The organism is Lacinutrix sp. Bg11-31, assembly GCF_002831665.1.
Lineage (GTDB): Bacteria > Bacteroidota > Bacteroidia > Flavobacteriales > Flavobacteriaceae > Lacinutrix.
This window is the reverse complement of record NZ_CP025118.1, coordinates 3115547-3132410: the sequence shown is the minus strand read 5'-3', so window position 1 is coordinate 3132410 and position 16864 is coordinate 3115547. Positions and strand designations below refer to the sequence as shown.

Here is a 16864-nt window from a genome sequence, read left to right as displayed (position 1 = left end):
TCCTGGAAATTAACCAACAATGTTAACAATCTTACCAGGAACTACAATTACTTTTTTAGGAGTACGCCCTTCTAATTGTGCTATGGTTTTTTCGTGAGCCATAACTGCTTTTTCTATTTCGTCTTTACTTAAATCCATAGGTAACTCTAACGTAAAACGCATTTTACCATTAAATGAAATCGGATAATTTTTACTACTCTCTACTAAATGGCTTGCCTCAAATTCTGGAAAAGCAGCAGTAGAAATAGATGCACTATTTCCTAATTTGCTAAACAACTCTTCAGCAATATGTGGTGCATAAGGCGATATTAAAACCAATAAAGGTTCTAGTATGTCTTTACTTGTACATTTTTGAGCTCCAAGTTCGTTTACAGCAATCATAAAAGTAGAAACTGAAGTATTAAAAGAGAAATTCTCTATATCTTCCTGTACTTTCTTTATGGTTTTATGCAACGTTTTAAGGTTGTCTTTTGTTGGTTCTGCATCGTTAACTTTTAAACCATTATCATCTACATACAATTTCCATAGTTTCTTTAAGAAATTATGCACACCTGTAATACCTGCTGTATTCCATGGTTTGTATTGTTCTAATGGACCTAAAAACATTTCGTATAAACGAAGACTATCTGCTCCGTAACCTTCTACAATGTTGTCTGGATTGACAACGTTGTATTTGGATTTGGACATTTTTTCGACTTCACGTCCTACTTTATAAACATCATTTTCTCCTTCAATAATCTCTCCATTTTCTCCAATAAAAATTGAATTATTAAACTCTACTCTCCAATTTTTAAAAGCTGCAATATTTAATTCTTCTGAAGCATTTACAAAAGAAACATCTGCATGAGTTTTTGAAACAGAAGGTTTATGAAAGACTTTTTTAACATCATCATTAAGAATCTTTTCATTCAAAATAACATTCATTAAATCTCTAATTCTTTCATCTGTCTCTTTATCACCATTCTCTAATTGCTGTTGTTGACTTTTAGAAATAAAGATGGTTGGCAAAACTGAAAAATCAAAATCCTCTCCTGAAATAACATTCCATAATACTTTATAAACAAAAGCACTAGTCCCAAGAATCATTCCTTGGTTTATTAGCTTTTTAAAAGGTTCTTCAACATTTACAAAACCTCTATCTTTTAATAATTTTACCCAGAAACGAGAATATAATAAGTGACCAGTAGCATGCTCTGCTCCACCAATATATAAATCTACATTTTCCCAATATTTAAGGGCATCTTCACTTGCAAAAACATCTCCTCTATTAGCAGCTTCTTCCATATAACGGAAAAAGTACCATGAGCTTCCTGCCCAACCTGGCATTGTGTTTAATTCTAAAGGATAGATACCATTATGAGATTCTTCGCTTTGCTCTGAATGACAAAGATCGTTAGAAACGACTTTGTTATTTTTAGTATCCCAAGCCCAAACATCTGCACGACCTAATGGCGGCTCGCCTTCTTCGGTTGGTAAATACTTTTCTACTTCTGGTAATTGTATTGGTAGATGTTGCGCATCTATCATTTGTGGCATTCCATTTACATAATACACAGGAAATGGTTCTCCCCAATAACGCTGTCTAGAAAATACAGCATCACGTAATCTATAGTTTGTTTTACCTTCTCCTTGACCTATTTTTTCTAGTTCGTAAATAGCTAATTTGCTTGCTTTTTTATAGTTCATTCCGTTTAGGAAATCGCTATTAGCAATCTTTACATTGTCTTTTCCTGCAAAAGCTTCTTCGCTAATATCTACGCCTTCAAAAATGTTAGGAATTTCGATATTAAAGTGTTTTGCAAAATCGTAATCGCGCTGATCTCCACAAGGTACAGCCATAACTGCTCCTGTTCCGTAACTTGCTAATACGTAATCACCAATCCAAATTTGTACTGGTTCTTTAGTAAAAGGATGTTCTGCATAAGCACCTGTAAATACACCAGAAATAGTTTTTACATCTGCCATACGATCGCGTTCGCTACGTTTTGCGGTTTTTTCTATATAAGCTTCAACAGCTTCTTTTTGGTCTGCTGTTGTTAATTTAGATACTAGTTCGTGTTCTGGTGCTAACGTCATGAAACTTACTCCAAAAACAGTATCTGGTCTTGTGGTAAAAACTTCTATTTTCTCGTCATGATCTTTTACGTTAAAAGATACAGTTGCTCCAACCGATTTCCCAATCCAATTACGCTGTGTTTCTTTTAAAGAATCTGTCCAATCAACAGCTTCCAAACCTTGCAATAAACGTTCTGCATAAGCAGAAATTCGCATACTCCATTGTGTCATCTTTTTACGTACAACTGGATGTCCACCACGTTCCGACACACCATTTACAATTTCGTCGTTTGCTAAAACGGTTCCTAAAACTGGGCACCAATTTACTTCGGTTTCAGCTAGGTATGTTAATCTGTATTTTAATAGTATTGCTTGCTGTTCTTCAGTTGAAAAATTAGTCCAAGCTTCGGCAGTAAATACTTCAATATCATCATCGCAAGCAACGCTAACATTGGCATTTCCTTCCGAAGAAAAAATTGAAACTAATTCTTTTATCTCTTTAGCCTTATTATCATTATTGCAATAATACGATTCGAATAATTGAATAAATATCCATTGCGTCCATTTGTAATATTCAGGACTACTTGTGCGTACTTCTCGACTCCAATCGAAAGAAAAACCAATTTGATCTAACTGTCTTCTATAGGTTTTAATATTGGTTTCTGTAGTAATCGCAGGATGCTGTCCTGTTTGTATTGCATACTGTTCTGCAGGTAAACCAAAACTATCGTAACCTTGAGGATGCAATACATTAAAACCTTTATGGCGCTTGTAACGTGCATAAATATCGCTGGCAATATAGCCTAAAGGATGCCCAACGTGTAAACCTGCTCCAGATGGATAAGGAAACATATCGAGTACGTAATATTTAGGTTTATCGCTAGTATTCGAGGCTTTAAACGTTTGGTTTTCTGCCCAATATTTTTGCCACTTGGCTTCTATGTCGTTAAAATGGTATTGCATAACTATAATTATAAATGTAACGTCATTGCGAACCACACTTTTTTGGTGTGATGTGGCAATCTTATTAATTAAAACAGATTGCCACATCGCTTTGCTCCTCGTAATGACAGCAAAAATTAAAGCGCAAATTTAAACTTTCTATAATAGTGTTGAAAATTTAAGCGTTCTAAAGTTTAGGTATTCAATAACTTTATTATTTTTACACCATTAACTAAACTCTTTTTATGAGCTCATCTTTTGATAAATACCAAAAACGTCGTTTAATTTCTTCATACTTTTCTGTGGTTTTAAGTATTGGGCTCGTTCTGTTTTTATTAGGCTTACTAGGCCTTTTGGTATTGAATGCAAAAAAAGTAGCAGACCATTTTAAAGAGCAAGTTACCGTTACCATTTTCTTAAAAGACAATGCTAAAGATGTTGAAATTAAACAACTTGAAAAAAGCCTAGCAATGGCAGACTATGTAAAATCGACAACTTTTGTTTCTAAAGAGCAGGCTGCCGAATTTATGAAAGCCGAAAGTGGTGAAGATTTTATGGACTTTTTGGGTAGTAATCCGTTAAAAAATTCAATTGATGTAAACTTAAAAGCAGATTTTGTAACCTCAGAAAAATTGCAAATTATTGCAGATGAAGCCTTAACTAAAAACTTTGTAGAAGAGGTTAGTTACGATAATGACTTGGTTAATTTAATGAATGATAATGTTAAGAAAATTAGTTTTTGGGTCTTACTATTAAGTGCTCTATTTACACTAATTGCTGTATTATTAATTAATAGCTCTATTAGATTAGCAGTTTACTCTAAACGTTTTACTATTAAAACCATGCAAATGGTTGGTGCTACTAAACGTTTTATTAGAAAACCTTTTATTTTAAGAAGTGTAAAACTTGGTGTTTTTGGAGCAATATTAGCACTTATAGGAATGGCTGTTGTTTTATATTATATTGACAAAACATTTCCAGAACTAACACTATTAAGCAAACCAGTTCTTATTATTGGTCTCTTTGCTTTCATATTTTTCCTAGGTATTTTTATCACTTGGATTTCTACATTCATCGCTACACAGCGCTTTTTAAACCTAAACACAGATAAGCTCTATTATTAATTAATTTTAATCTTCACTAAGTATTTCATTTCCAAAGTTTAACATTCTTTAACTTAAGCCTTAACAATATTTAAGGGCTTAAGCGGTTATATTTACATAACCAAAACACAAAATATTGACTATACCATTACATTTATTAATCTCTCAATTTAAAATTATGAAACGAGTAACATTTGTATTTATAGGCATCGTAGCAATTACAAGCTTTGTATTGCTATCGCAAAAGAAAATAGAAGACAAATCGATTGTTAAAGTTGATATGAGTAAACATTATATAAAAGGAATTTACGAATAAAATCTTGAATTTATCTAAAAACAAAAAAAACGGAATTGTAATAGTTAGCACTCTCATTGTAATCTTTTGGGTGCTTTTTTTAAGTTATCTTCTATTTGTGTCTTTTAAAATATAAGAACCAGTATGGATAATTATAAAATTTAAACTAAAAAATTAGAACACTATCTTAAGCCTAGCCTTAAGATAGTGTCTTTAATAACAATTTTAGTGATTATTATAACACAAACCATAGACTTGAAAGCGGCTTAAATTTAGAATCATTACATGTGAAAGTTTTAAATAAAACCGTTACTTTGCGACTACGAAACTAATTTTTAAATGATTATTTTGAAGTTTGATTAGTATCAAGTATAATTTTTTACAGCATTTAATAAAATCTACATAAAGTGGGAGAGCAAAAACGCAAAGAAATCGGTTCTGAAAACAAAGGTGAATTTATCTTTGGAAAACGTAACTATAAATTTATGTTTATTGGTTTAGCCTTTATTGTTATTGGTTTTATATTAATGTCTGGTGGTGGAAACGACGACCCAACTGTTTTTAATGAAGATATTTTTCATTGGAGACGTATTAGATTAGCACCAGCTTTAGTGCTTATTGGTTTTGGGATGCAGATTTACGCGATTTTAACGCGTAAGGAAGATTCCGATTCTAAAAAATAACTACAAACTACCATTTGGTCATTCAATTTTGATATTTTTGCCGAATGGATATTTTAGACTCAATCATTTTAGGAATAATTCAAGGGCTTACAGAATTTCTTCCTGTATCTTCTAGTGGACATTTAGAACTAGGAAAAGCTATTCTTGGTGATAATTCTGTTCCTGAAGAAAGTTTATTATTTACAGTTGTGCTTCACTTTGCAACAGCTTTGAGTACCATCGTAATTTTTAGAAAAGATATAATAGACATTATAAAAGGTTTATTTAAACCAGGTATTAACGAAGATCAACGTTTTGCTGTAAAAATTATAATTTCTATGATTCCTGCTGTTTTAGTAGGTCTCTTTTTTGAAGAGCAACTCGAACAACTTTTTGGAGGAAATATAATGTTAGTAGGCTGTATGCTTTTGGTTACTGCTATTCTTCTGTTTTTAGCAGATAAAGCAAAAAACACCCAAAAGAAAGTTAGTTTTAAAGACGCTCTTATTATTGGTGTTTCTCAAGCCATTGCACTGCTTCCAGGGATTTCTAGAAGTGGAGCTACAATATCAACCTCTGTATTATTAGGTAATGACAAAACGAAAGCTGCACGTTTTTCATTTTTAATGGTTGTGCCTTTAATTTTTGGAAAAATTGCTAAAGATCTTGTTGGCGGAGATTTATCTTTCGAAAGTCAAAATATCACAGCATTAGGAGCAGGATTTGTTGCTGCATTTATATCGGGTTTATTTGCATGTACATGGATGATTGCTTTAGTAAAGAAAAGCAAGCTGTCTTATTTCGCAATATACTGCGTAGTTGTTGGGTTGATTGCTATTGTTTTTTCACTTTTAAATTAAAATAATGACTGTTGAAGACTACCAAACTGGACAAGTTTTACTTATAGACAAACCTTTAAACTGGACCTCTTTTCAAGTGGTTAACAAATTGCGTTGGGAAATACGTCAAGCGTTTAACATTAAGAAAATAAAAGTTGGTCATGCAGGAACTTTAGATCCTTTAGCAACTGGATTGCTAATAATTTGCACTGGAAAAATGACCAAGCAAATCGATACGTTTCAAGGTCAAGTTAAAGAATACACAGGAACCATTACTTTAGGAGGAACTACACCTTCTTTCGATTTAGAATCGGAAATAAACGAAACCTTTCCAACAAAACATATTACTGAAGATTTAATACATGAAACTACAAAACAGTTTATAGGAGAGATAGACCAATTTCCACCTGTATTTTCTGCACTAAAAAAAGACGGAAAACGCTTGTATGAATATGCACGAGCAGGAGAAGCTGTTGAAATAAAATCACGAAAAATAACTATAAATGAGTTCGAAATCACTAAAATTGATGCTTCGACTGCGCTCAGCACAAGTTCTATTAATGTGGGTTTTAGAGTTATTTGTAGCAAAGGCACATATATTCGTTCGTTAGCAAACGACTTTGGAAAAGCTTTAAACTCTGGCGGACATCTTTCAGCTTTAAGACGTACAAAAATTGGTGATTTTCATGTTGATAATGCACTTTCAAAAGAAGACTTTATAGCTGCTTTACCACAAAAAACGGAATAGCATTTTGAAGCTACATCTGTAATTAGTGGTTTTAACGTATATAGAATACTAACACGCTAATCACATTATTAATTATTTTGTTGCTTTTGAAATTAAACAATTCTCACAAGGCGTTAGCCATCTCATTATTAATTGCCGCAAGTGTAATGCTTTCGCTTTTTAACTTCGCGCTTATTAAACAAAATGAAACTGTAGCTGAAACTTTAATAGATATTACACCTCCAGATTTATTTGATAAAACTACTCCTGAGGAAATTGAGCTAAAAGATAATTCGCAAAAGACTAATAAAGGTTATAACGAAACTAAAGAATATAAGCATTTTGCTCAAGCTTTTAAACCTATTGCTCCTCCAAAAGATTACGATGATCCTAGATTAAGAGATAGAAATGAAAAGCCTTCAGAAGCTAAAGAAACATCAGAAACTAATGCTAATTCAAACGTTAATAACGAAGAAATTTCTTCTTTTGAAAGCGTAAGTACTATTCTAAATAAACGCAAAAAAGCCTCGCAACAATCAAGTTCTGAAGCCTCAACAAACAAGAATAGTTCTATTATATACTCATTAAAAGGAAGAACAGACACGTCTTTACCTATTCCAATTTACTTGTGTGAAACTAATGGGAAGATTGTAGTAAATATTACTGTTAATGGTTTTGGTGAAGTTATTTCCACTGCTATAAATTCTTCTTCAACTTCTAATAATGCATGTTTACAAAAGCACGCCTTAGAGTTTGCAAAAAAAACACATTTTGATGCTTCAGAAAAGGCTTCACAAATTGGAACAATTACTTTTAATTTTGAAGGGAAGTAAGACGCATTGTCACTTCGAGTAATTTTTATTTTTATAAAAATTGTATCGAGAAGTCAACCTTATTATTCGATTATTCTCGATACAAAATTCTTAAAAAAGAATTTTACTCGAATTGACAAAAAAAACTAACGCATTAAACCAACCAAATCATCAATAGCATTTTGTCCTTTATTCTTGTTATACCAACCTTGTAAATCTTCTTTAAATTCTGGAGTTAACATTCCATGTTCGGCTTTATAAGCATTAACCAATTTAGTAGCTTCGGTTGGTCTTGGTCCAAAGGTATTAACAACTTTATTTGTAATATTATCAATCATAATTAACTTAGGAATAGCTTGTCCTCCATTGGTTAAAAACTGACTCATTAAAGCTTCGTTTTCATCTCTAAGCACCACTTTAAAATCGATACCCTTGTTAAGCTCTGCAACCTTATTAATTACAGGCATTACATGTGCAGCATCTCCACACCAACTTTCGGTTAGCACTAACCAAGTTTGATTCACTTTTAAAGCAGAAACTTGTTCCTGCAAAGCTTCAGGTACTTTTACCGTTTTATCCCAACGCTTCATTCTTCTATCATTAAGCATTGTATAATTTGCTAAAGCTTCGGTTTTTTCAGTTCCAGTAGTGGATTCTTTTGCAACCAAATCCTTTACTAAATTTCTATAATCTTGATAATTAATAGCTTTTTGAAGGCTGTCATTTATTATATTTTTTAAATCTGTATTTTGTAGTGTTTCCATAATATAAAAATACTGATACTTTGATGGTTTTTAAGTAACAGTTGTTACATTAGTAGGAGATTTTTATATTCCTTACAGTCTATAATAGGCATTAAATAAAATACCATGACAAAACATAAATGCGGTTGGTGTGTTGGCGACGAATTATACGAAGCTTACCATGATAAAGAATGGGGAGTTCCAGTTTATGATGACCACCAATTATTCGAATTTTTAATTCTTGAAACTTTTCAAGCTGGCTTGAGTTGGATTACTATTTTACGTAAACGTGAAAATTTTCGTGAGGCTTTCGATTTTTTCGATTATAAAAAAATAGCTAATTATAATGAAGATAAAAAAGAAGAACTGCTTCAAAATGCTGGCATTATTAGAAATAAACTAAAGGTGAAATCTGCCATTACAAATGCACAAGCATTTATGGAAATTCAAAAAGAATTTGGCAGTTTTAGTAAATACATTTGGGCTTTTGTAGATGACAAAACAATAAAAAATAAAGTAAAAATTTATAAAGAAGCTGCTCCAAACACTCCTTTAAGTGATGTTTTGAGTAAAGATTTAAAAAAGCGAGGCTTTAAATTTGTTGGCAGTACAGTTATGTATGCGTTTATGCAAGCCACAGGTATGGTAAACGACCATGAAGTTGGGTGTTTTAGGTATGATGAAGTTTAATATAATTATTTGTCACTTCGAGTGATTTTGAAGAATGAAAAATTGTATCGAGAAGCTTTTGTTTCTTAGATAGGTTCTCGATATAAAATTCTAAAAAAGAATTTCACTCGAAGTGACATTACTTCAAATAAGCCATAAACTCATCTCTAGGAATATCCTTTGCTCCCAAACTCGCTAAGTGAGTTGTGTAAACCTGGCAGTCTATTAATTTATAATCTGTATTCTCAATAAAAGTAATAAAAGCAGCTTTACTTGCGTTACTTTCTTTGGCAAACATACTTTCACCACAAAACACTCCGTTGTTTAAATCTACACCGTAAAAACCACCAACAAGGACATTATCTCTCCAAACCTCAACAGATTTAGCAAAACCTTGTTCGTGCAATTTGCAATAAGCATCTATCATGTTATTTGTAATCCAAGTTCCTGCTTGACCATCGCGTTTTGCTTTTGCACATTCTGTTATTACAGATTTAAAGTCTTTGTTTATAGTAATTTCGAAATCGCAATTTCTAAGAAATTGCTTCATACTTTTAGACACCTTTAATTCTTTTGGAAAGAGAACAAATCTAGGATCTGGCGACCACCATAAAACAACTTCATCTTCATTAAACCAAGGAAAAATTCCGCTTTGGTAAGCTAACAATAAACGCTCTACAGACAAATCTCCACCAACAGCAAGTAAACCTTCTTCGTCGGCTTCTTGTACGTTTGGAAATAGTATGTTTTGGTTTAATATGTGCATAATTTTATTTTACTAAAATAAAAAACCTCAATGACATTTAGCATTGAGGTTATATTTATAAGATTCCTGCCTTCGCAGAAATAGATTTAGAATGGTAAATCGTCGTGATCTTCTTCTTTTAAATCTGTTGCTGGCTCGAAAGCTGCTGCTGGTGGAACTTCTGGCATTCCAGCAGGAGCTCCTGCTTGTACACCTTCAATTCTCCAACCTTGAATTGAATTGAAATATTTTGTTTCTCCTTGAGGGTTAACCCATTCTCTACCACGTAAATTGATGTTTACTTTAACATCTTGTCCTGGCTTATAGTTGTTTAATAAATCGCATTTATCTTGAACAAATTCCACTAATATGTGTTGAGGATACTGCTCTTCTGTTGTTACAACTAATTCTCTTTTTCTAAATCCGTTACTCCCAAACGTTTGTGTTTCTCCTACTAATTTTACTTTTCCTTGTACTTCCATTGTCTATATAATTATTAAATATTCGTCTTATTTATTATTGCTATTTTACGATAACAATACTTTCCATGCACTCCCTACATCACCAAAACTAAGCAAATTTTGTGCCTTTTTATGCTTTTCCACTTCAGTTAATGCAATATTGTCATGTTTTTCCGCGAAAGCGTTAATAGCTTCTTTGGTTGGTAAGGCCTCTACATTGCCTAGTAAACCTAAATCGTTTCCTGTTAAAATAGTACTATTTCTAATATTTTCTGGTAACACATCTACTCCTATACCTAAAGTTGAAAGTGGTTTTGGAATTTCGAAAAAACCAGCTTTAGCTCTACTATAATAACTTCCGCCAGCACGAGCAACTAAATCTAGTTTTTCTTGGTCTATGCTTCCGTTTTCATTTAAAACAGCATCACTAATATGAAGTTTTACAACTTCGCAAATAATTAAATTACCTGCTCCACCTTCTGTTCCTAACTTTATAATTTCGTTTATTTTACACTCAAACTGTACAGGTGATTCTGCAACACGAAATGGTTTTACAATATCGCTTTTAAGCATTGTTAAACCTGCTTTATCAAACTCGTTTACACCTTGTGCATATTCTGTACTACTAAGCGACATTTGTTGTACAATATTATAATTTACAACATTTATCACGACTTCTTTTGTGCTTTCTGCATTTTCCAAAGTATGTTTTGTTGTATTATCTCTAACACGTCTTGCTGGAGAAAAAATTAAAATTGGAGGATTTGCACTAAACACATTAAAAAAACTAAATGGTGACAAATTTGGGTTCCCATTCTCATCCATAGTGCTTGCAAAAGCTATTGGTCTTGGTGCTACTGCACTTAACAAATAACCATGCAATTTTGCTGTTGGTATGTCTTTAGGTTCAAAAGATGTCATTAACTCTATAATTTTCAACAAATGTACTTAATTAACACCCGAACTAAAAGAAGATTATTCTACGTTTGTACAATATTATTAACAATAGCCCATTATATAGTTTTTAATTATTTTATATCAAAAAAAACTATAACGTTAAACCAATAATAATTTTATTTTTCTACTATTTCATCGTTATGAAATTTTACCATAGCTTAGGCTATGTTTAAATTTAATGCCTTGAACTAGCGAAAACTAATTCTCATTATTTTAGCTTAAGTTTATAGCCTATTTGATATTAACACAAAAATTACTACATGTTTTTCACTAAAAACAGACAACTTGTTCGCTGGATTATAATAATCGCCTCTTTTGCAATCATTTCTTTGATTCTTTGGAACACCTATACTTTCTTTCAGAAATTTAAAGACGAAGAACGCGCTAAGATGGAAATTTGGTCTAATGCTCAAAAAATATTTTCTAGCGATGAAAACAATCCAAACTTTAATTTTCTAGTTAAAATTTTAAACAGCAATAGCACAACTCCAATTTTAGTTGTTAATGTGGATGGCACATTAAGTAACTCTAGTAATATTGATTTTAGTGGAGAAAATGTTTCAAAATATGTTGAACAAAACAAAGATAAACTGATTAGACAGTTTGAATCTGAAAACGCTCCTATTGAGATCTCATATATAGATCCTGAAACACAAAAAAAAGTTCTCGCAAGTAAATTATACTATGGTAATGCTCCTTTACTAAACAAACTAAAGTATTATCCTTTAGCTCTTTTGTTAATTATCTTCCTATTCGCTTCTGTTGTTTATTTCTTCTACCGAAGCTCCAAAATTGCTACACAAAACAAGTTGTGGTCTGGGATGGCAAAGGAAACTGCGCATCAAATTGGCACACCTTTATCGTCTTTAATTGGCTGGGCTGAAATTTTAAAAACCGAAAACGTAAACCCAGAATATATTCTAGAAATAGAAAAAGATATTGACAGATTACAAACCATAACAGAACGTTTTAGCAAAATAGGTTCTCTTCCAACCTTACAAAAAACAGATATTGTAAAAGAAACTCAAGATACTTACGATTACTTAAAAACGAGATCTTCGAAGCTTATTAATTTTACTTTAAAGCTTCCGGAAGCACCAATTTATGTAAATTTGAATCCGCAATTATACAGTTGGACTATCGAGAATTTAGTAAAAAATGCTATCGATGCAATGAAAGGTAAAGGCGATCTTACTATAGTAATGACACAGTTAGAAAACAACGTAAAAATTAATATTATCGACACAGGAAAAGGCTTGAACAAAAGCCAGTTTAAAAGTGTTTTCGAGCCTGGTTACACCACTAAAAAACGTGGTTGGGGATTAGGCTTATCTCTTGCAAGACGTATAGTAGAAGATTTTCACGATGGTAAAATAAAAGTTGCGCAGTCTCAAATTGGCAGAGGAACTATAATGCAAATTGCACTAAAAACAGTTTAATTATGAGCGAAAAACTAATTACTGTAAAGGAAGTTTTCCTAAACAATAACTGTCCAGAATGCTTTAGTAAAGAAGGTTTAGAACTTACTTTTAAACAGAAGTTTATTGAAACTAAATTTTCTAAATCTATAACTCAGGAAATTGCTACAGAAATGCATTGTAATGTTTGCGACACTACTATTTACCCAGTAAACTGGACCGAAGATATCGAGCGTATTTACGATTACCAAATGAAGGCTTTCGTGCCTAAAAAGGCATCTAAAAAATATAACTCCTTATTTTGGATTATTATTGGTGTTATTGTAACCGTAGTAATTGCAGCAATTGTTTTAACAGTTATAAATTTGCCTGTATAGCTTTAGCTAAACTTTCAAATTCAGCTTTATCAAGAGACACTTTATTAGTAAATCGAGCATCGTCCATTGTATTTAATGGTATTAAATGTACATGAACATGTGGCACTTCTAAACCAATTACCGAAACACCAACACGTTTACAAGGCACTGTTTTTTCTAAAGCAATTGCTACCTGTCTAGAAAATTCCATTAAACGAGCGTACTCCTCTTTGTCTAAATCGAAAATTTTATTAGTTTCCTTTTTAGGTATACACAAAGTATGGCCTTTAGCATTAGGATTAACATCTAAAAAAGCTAGAAACTCTTCAGTTTCTGCTACTTTATAACTTGGTATTTCTCCGTTAACTATTTTAGTGAATATAGATGCCATATTATATTGGTTTCAATTTAAAAAATAAAGATAAAAAAAGATTCCTGCTAAACTGAAAATTATTTCAGAATAAACAGGAATAATATTTATTACAAAGTTCTTCCGCGAAAGCGAAACACTAAAACTATCTTGAAATCTCGATAATATCAAATTTTATAATACCACTTGGCACTGTTATCTCGGCAACATCACCAACAGTTTTCCCTAATAAACCTTGACCTATTGGAGAGTTAACAGAAATTTTACCAGCAGCTAAATCTGCTTCACCATCTGCAACCAACGTATAATTAAGTTCCATACCATTGGTTTGGTTTTTAATTTTCACTTTAGAGAGTACCAAAATTTTTGAGGTATCCATTTGCGACTCGTCAATAACACGCGCACCAGCCATTTGGTCTTCTAATTTAGCTATTTTCATTTCTAGCATACCTTGCGCTTCTTTTGCAGCATCGTACTCTGCATTTTCACTTAAATCACCTTTATCTCTCGCTTCTCCAATTGCATTACTAGCCTTTACACGCTCTACATCTTTTAATTGCGCCAACTCTGCTCTTAATTTTTTTAAGCCTGCTTCTGTATAATATGATACTTTACTCATAATTTTTTCGTTTTAACACTAATTTTAAACATCTGTCTTTGTTATATTTAAAACAAGAGATTCTAAAATTAATTTAGCATAAAAAAAATCTCGTATACACGAGATTATATTACAAATATACAAAATATTTAATTCGCAATTCACTTTTGTTGTAAATTGCACTGCTATAAAAAAGTTAAAAATGAAATTTAAAACAATCCTATTACCAACTCTACTTAGTCTAATATTTCTTACATGTAGTAAGAAAAATGATGACAATCAAAATAACAACCCAAATATTCCAAATGTTGGTTTTAATACGGGAAACCAAATTAACATGCAGTTAGGAGGGATTTATGGTCAATTAGATTTTGACACTAATGCTATATATGTTCCTAATTATGGTATAAATGGTATCGTGGTAATAAATACGGGTTTCAACAACTATAGTGCTTTCGAATATAGCGATCCTAACCACCAAATAGCATCTTGTTCTGTATTTGAACTAGATAATCCTGGAACTTTATCAGCAATAAGTACAGTAGCTACTTGTTCTTGTAACGACGGTAATTCTTACGACATTTTATCTGGTGGAGTCCCACTAGCAGGCACTACAGGACAGTACACAATGGTTCGCTATCGCGTAGAAGTTAACGGAAGCATAATTCGTGTTTATAATTAATTAGGGCAAATTTTTAATGCTATTAAAAGCATTAAAAACCAGGCTATACGTTATATCTTTTTTACTTGTTCTCGATACATTTTGCTCATGCTTCGCAAAACACTCGAACTGACATAAAAAAGGATGTCACTTCTATCCTTTTCGCAATAAAAAAAGCGGCATCGAGCCGCTTTAATTTATATTAAGTGTTTCTCTATTTAGAATTTTAGTGTTGCACCAACAAGAAAGTTTGTAGTTGCTTGTGGATAAAAACCAGCACCTTCAATTGTTTTTGTAGCTGTAGGATCGGACCAAGTATCATCGTAAGTATAATAATATCCATTAGACACGTATTCTTCTCCAAAAATATTATTTACCAAACCAGATAATAAAATAGACTTGAATATTTTATTGGTTTTAATCTCGTAAGTCACATTAAAATCATTTACAAAATAACTTTCTAATTTAGACGCATCAGAATCTGAATTCCCCATAAATTGCTCTCCAACATATTTGCTTAAAAGAGACAATTGCAAATTATTTAAAGGCTGAAAAACAAAAGCATTAGATGCTATAACCTCTGGAGAAAATGAGATGTTAGTTTTACCCAAGCTTACAAGTTCTCCATTTCTAGAAACAATAGTTTCATCGTTTTTATTAGAACTAAAAGTTAAATTAGGCTGCACAGAAAACTTATCGCTAATCTTTACTACAGCTTCCAATTCCAATCCTAAACGCGAACTATTACCAGAGTTATTACGAATTGGAGATCCAACATCGTCAATAGCACCAGTTAAAACCAATTGCTCGTTATACAACATATAATAAGTGTTTGCATTAAAAATTAGGTTCTCGCTTTTATATCTCCAGCCTAATTCGAAATCATTAAGTTGTTCTGGTTTAATATCTGGATTGCTTTCAAAATCGCTTCTACTTGCTTCTCTATTAGCTCTCGCATAAGAGAAATAGAAATTATTTTTATCATTTAAATTATAAGATAATCCAGCTTTAGGATTAAAAAATCCATAAGTTTTATCTACCTCAAACACTACTAAATCCGAACTTATTCCACTAGTATCATAATTTACACTTCTATATTGCAAATCTCCAAACAAGCTTAGTTTACTGTTTAATTGGTATGTGGCTTTTGCAAAAACACTAAAATCATACTTATCTCCATCACTATCATAATAATGGTCTCTAATTTCGCTATTACTTGCATATTGCGACCAAATTACTTCACCAAAATGATCTCCATGGTACGAGCTATAAAATAAACCTGTACTTAGGTTTAAAGCTTTATCTCTATAATTAACATTAGCATTAAACACATAAAAATCATTATCTAACCAACGTCTTCTAATAACATCTGTCTCATCTATAGTTTCGCCTCCAATACTTATTTCATCAAAACCATAAGTCGAAAAATCTTCGCCTTCTTTATACTGCTCAAAATAGCCACTACCTTTTGTATAGTTTAACCCTAAGTTTGTTGACCAGTTATTATTAATTTTTTCACTCCAATGTAATTGGTAATGGTCTTGTTTATAATTATCAACTTCATTATCATAAAACCTATCATTTCCATTTGCATCTGTATATTGACCTGAAGTATTAAAAGTTCTATCGTTTTCTAAAATATCTAAATCTTCTAAACCATTCCAAGCTTGATACGTAACTTCATGACCTCCAAAAGTGACTGCTTTAATTTGCGTATTATCATCTACATAAACACCTTGTAAGAAGTACGATTTTAAATCTGAAGTTGCTCTATCTATATAACCATCAGAATTTATTTGCGATAAACGGCCAGAAATTTCAAAATGGTTATTTAACAATCCTGTGCTATATTTTACAGTATGCTTTCTTGTATTATAACTACCAAAACTATTAGAAATTTCTCCACTTGCATCTTTTGTAACCGCATCTGTTAACACGTTAATACTTGCACCAAAAGCACCAGAACCGTTTGTAGAGGTTCCAACACCACGTTGCAGTTGTAAACTCTCTACCGAAGAAGAGAAATCGCCTAAGTTTACCCAAAATGTTCCTAAACTTTCTGAATCATTATAAGGAATACCGTTTATTGTAATGTTAGTAGATTGCGCACTTATTCCACGAACTCTAATTCCGGTATAACCTACTCCTGCGCCTGCATCACTTGTGGTTACAACTGAAGGTAAATAGTTTAAAAGAATAGGGATATCTTGTCCTAAATTACGTTTTTCTAATTCTTCTTTAGACACGTTAGAGTGAGTGATTGGAGAGTTCGCATCTACTCTAACTGATTTGATTAAGACTTCATCAAGTGTTTCAAACTTTGTTGAATCTTGTTTAATTTCTTGCGCAAAACCATTTAAACTTAGTGCAGCAAATGCTAAAAATAAAGTTGTTTTTTTTACTGTAAATTTCATTCGAAATACATTTAAATCACGAATAAAAAGAGGTAAT

The 16864-nt window shown here is 32.0% G+C and carries 18 protein-coding genes; 10 read left to right on the top strand and 8 right to left on the bottom strand.

Going from position 1 to position 16864, the window contains the following annotated elements; genetic code table 11:
• Nucleotides 1-9: 9 nt before the first annotated feature.
• Complete coding sequence (locus CW733_RS14070) at nt 10-3018, bottom strand: leucine--tRNA ligase (RefSeq protein ID WP_100998853.1); 3009 nt, start codon at nt 3016-3018, stop codon at nt 10-12.
• A gap of 224 nt (nt 3019-3242) precedes the next feature.
• Between CW733_RS14070 and CW733_RS14065 the strand changes: the two genes are divergently transcribed.
• From CW733_RS14065 to CW733_RS14045, 6 genes are all read left to right on the top strand, one after another.
• Nucleotides 3243-4121, top strand: a complete 879-nt coding sequence (locus CW733_RS14065; RefSeq protein ID WP_100997787.1) for an ABC transporter permease — start codon at nt 3243-3245, stop codon at nt 4119-4121.
• Nucleotides 4122-4278: 157 nt separating this feature from the next.
• Complete coding sequence (locus CW733_RS16470) at nt 4279-4416, top strand: hypothetical protein (protein WP_157811585.1); 138 nt, start codon at nt 4279-4281, stop codon at nt 4414-4416.
• Nucleotides 4417-4802: 386 nt separating this feature from the next.
• The gene (locus tag CW733_RS14060; RefSeq protein ID WP_100997786.1) at nt 4803-5078 is read left to right on the top strand and encodes a DUF3098 domain-containing protein; all 276 of its coding nucleotides are present in this window, start codon (nt 4803-4805) and stop codon (nt 5076-5078) included.
• Nucleotides 5079-5122: 44 nt separating this feature from the next.
• Nucleotides 5123-5917 carry an undecaprenyl-diphosphate phosphatase gene (locus CW733_RS14055; protein WP_100997785.1) on the top strand — a complete coding sequence of 265 codons (795 nt, stop codon included), beginning with the start codon at nt 5123-5125 and terminating at the stop codon, nt 5915-5917.
• A gap of 4 nt (nt 5918-5921) precedes the next feature.
• Complete coding sequence (gene truB / locus CW733_RS14050) at nt 5922-6644, top strand: tRNA pseudouridine(55) synthase TruB (RefSeq protein ID WP_100997784.1); 723 nt, start codon at nt 5922-5924, stop codon at nt 6642-6644.
• An 86-nt stretch (nt 6645-6730) separates the two neighbouring features.
• A complete protein-coding gene (locus CW733_RS14045; RefSeq protein WP_100997783.1) occupies nt 6731-7456 on the top strand; it encodes a TonB family protein in 726 nt (241 codons plus the stop codon).
• 125 nt (nt 7457-7581) lie between these two features.
• Here the strand turns inward: CW733_RS14045 and CW733_RS14040 are convergent, their stop codons facing one another.
• Complete coding sequence (locus CW733_RS14040) at nt 7582-8199, bottom strand: thioredoxin family protein (RefSeq protein ID WP_100997782.1); 618 nt, start codon at nt 8197-8199, stop codon at nt 7582-7584.
• Between the two features lie 105 nt (nt 8200-8304).
• Between CW733_RS14040 and CW733_RS14035 the strand changes: the two genes are divergently transcribed.
• Entirely contained in the window at nt 8305-8868 is a 564-nt protein-coding gene (locus CW733_RS14035; protein ID WP_100997781.1) for a DNA-3-methyladenine glycosylase I, read from the top strand.
• A gap of 118 nt (nt 8869-8986) precedes the next feature.
• Here CW733_RS14035 and aat read toward each other — a convergent pair whose 3' ends face one another.
• The 3 genes from aat to CW733_RS14020 all read right to left on the bottom strand — a co-directional run bounded on the left by aat (nt 8987) and on the right by CW733_RS14020 (nt 10974).
• Entirely contained in the window at nt 8987-9613 is a 627-nt protein-coding gene (aat, locus tag CW733_RS14030; RefSeq protein ID WP_100997780.1) for a leucyl/phenylalanyl-tRNA--protein transferase, read from the bottom strand.
• Between the two features lie 86 nt (nt 9614-9699).
• Nucleotides 9700-10074, bottom strand: a complete 375-nt coding sequence (locus tag CW733_RS14025) for a DUF3127 domain-containing protein (RefSeq protein WP_100997779.1) — start codon at nt 10072-10074, stop codon at nt 9700-9702.
• 45 nt (nt 10075-10119) lie between these two features.
• The gene (locus CW733_RS14020; protein WP_100997778.1) at nt 10120-10974 is read right to left on the bottom strand and encodes a flavin reductase family protein; all 855 of its coding nucleotides are present in this window, start codon (nt 10972-10974) and stop codon (nt 10120-10122) included.
• Between the two features lie 296 nt (nt 10975-11270).
• Here CW733_RS14020 and CW733_RS14015 point away from each other — a divergent pair, with 296 nt between their 5' ends.
• Nucleotides 11271-12449, top strand: coding sequence for a HAMP domain-containing sensor histidine kinase (locus CW733_RS14015; protein WP_100997777.1), 1179 nt, complete (start codon nt 11271-11273; stop codon nt 12447-12449).
• A 2-nt stretch (nt 12450-12451) separates the two neighbouring features.
• The gene (locus tag CW733_RS14010; protein ID WP_100997776.1) at nt 12452-12805 is read left to right on the top strand and encodes a hypothetical protein; all 354 of its coding nucleotides are present in this window, start codon (nt 12452-12454) and stop codon (nt 12803-12805) included.
• On the opposite strand, the gene CW733_RS14005 is transcribed toward CW733_RS14010, so the two are convergent.
• Both CW733_RS14005 and greA read right to left on the bottom strand, forming a co-directional pair.
• Entirely contained in the window at nt 12786-13175 is a 390-nt protein-coding gene (locus CW733_RS14005; RefSeq protein WP_100997775.1) for an HIT family protein, read from the bottom strand. The two genes, CW733_RS14010 and CW733_RS14005, sit on opposite strands and share 20 nt — an antisense overlap.
• Nucleotides 13176-13299: 124 nt before the next feature.
• Entirely contained in the window at nt 13300-13773 is a 474-nt protein-coding gene (gene greA, locus CW733_RS14000; protein WP_100997774.1) for a transcription elongation factor GreA, read from the bottom strand.
• Nucleotides 13774-13954: 181 nt separating this feature from the next.
• Between greA and CW733_RS13995 the strand changes: the two genes are divergently transcribed.
• Entirely contained in the window at nt 13955-14434 is a 480-nt protein-coding gene (locus CW733_RS13995; protein WP_100997773.1) for a hypothetical protein, read from the top strand.
• Nucleotides 14435-14631: 197 nt separating this feature from the next.
• Here CW733_RS13995 and CW733_RS13990 read toward each other — a convergent pair whose 3' ends face one another.
• Nucleotides 14632-16827, bottom strand: a complete 2196-nt coding sequence (locus CW733_RS13990; RefSeq protein ID WP_100997772.1) for a TonB-dependent receptor — start codon at nt 16825-16827, stop codon at nt 14632-14634.
• Nucleotides 16828-16864: the final 37 nt, after the last annotated feature.

Bases quoted from the DNA above. Each gene is read 5' to 3' on its own strand.
- CW733_RS16470 (WP_157811585.1), top strand. From the start codon at position 4,279: ATGAAACGAGTAACATTTGTATTTATAGGCATCGTAGCAATTACAAGC.
- CW733_RS14020 (WP_100997778.1), bottom strand. From the start codon at position 10,974: ATGACATCTTTTGAACCTAAAGACATACCAACAGCAAAATTGCATGGT.
- greA (WP_100997774.1), bottom strand. From the start codon at position 13,773: ATGAGTAAAGTATCATATTATACAGAAGCAGGCTTAAAAAAATTAAGA.
- CW733_RS14035 (WP_100997781.1), top strand. From the start codon at position 8,305: ATGACAAAACATAAATGCGGTTGGTGTGTTGGCGACGAATTATACGAA.
- CW733_RS14055 (WP_100997785.1), top strand. From the start codon at position 5,123: ATGGATATTTTAGACTCAATCATTTTAGGAATAATTCAAGGGCTTACA.
- CW733_RS14010 (WP_100997776.1), top strand. From the start codon at position 12,452: ATGAGCGAAAAACTAATTACTGTAAAGGAAGTTTTCCTAAACAATAAC.
- CW733_RS14025 (WP_100997779.1), bottom strand. From the start codon at position 10,074: ATGGAAGTACAAGGAAAAGTAAAATTAGTAGGAGAAACACAAACGTTT.
- CW733_RS13990 (WP_100997772.1), bottom strand. From the start codon at position 16,827: ATGAAATTTACAGTAAAAAAAACAACTTTATTTTTAGCATTTGCTGCA.
- CW733_RS14070 (WP_100998853.1), bottom strand. From the start codon at position 3,018: ATGCAATACCATTTTAACGACATAGAAGCCAAGTGGCAAAAATATTGG.
- CW733_RS14040 (WP_100997782.1), bottom strand. From the start codon at position 8,199: ATGGAAACACTACAAAATACAGATTTAAAAAATATAATAAATGACAGC.
- aat (WP_100997780.1), bottom strand. From the start codon at position 9,613: ATGCACATATTAAACCAAAACATACTATTTCCAAACGTACAAGAAGCC.
- CW733_RS14005 (WP_100997775.1), bottom strand. From the start codon at position 13,175: ATGGCATCTATATTCACTAAAATAGTTAACGGAGAAATACCAAGTTAT.
- CW733_RS14015 (WP_100997777.1), top strand. From the start codon at position 11,271: ATGTTTTTCACTAAAAACAGACAACTTGTTCGCTGGATTATAATAATC.
- CW733_RS13995 (WP_100997773.1), top strand. From the start codon at position 13,955: ATGAAATTTAAAACAATCCTATTACCAACTCTACTTAGTCTAATATTT.
- CW733_RS14065 (WP_100997787.1), top strand. From the start codon at position 3,243: ATGAGCTCATCTTTTGATAAATACCAAAAACGTCGTTTAATTTCTTCA.
- truB (WP_100997784.1), top strand. From the start codon at position 5,922: ATGACTGTTGAAGACTACCAAACTGGACAAGTTTTACTTATAGACAAA.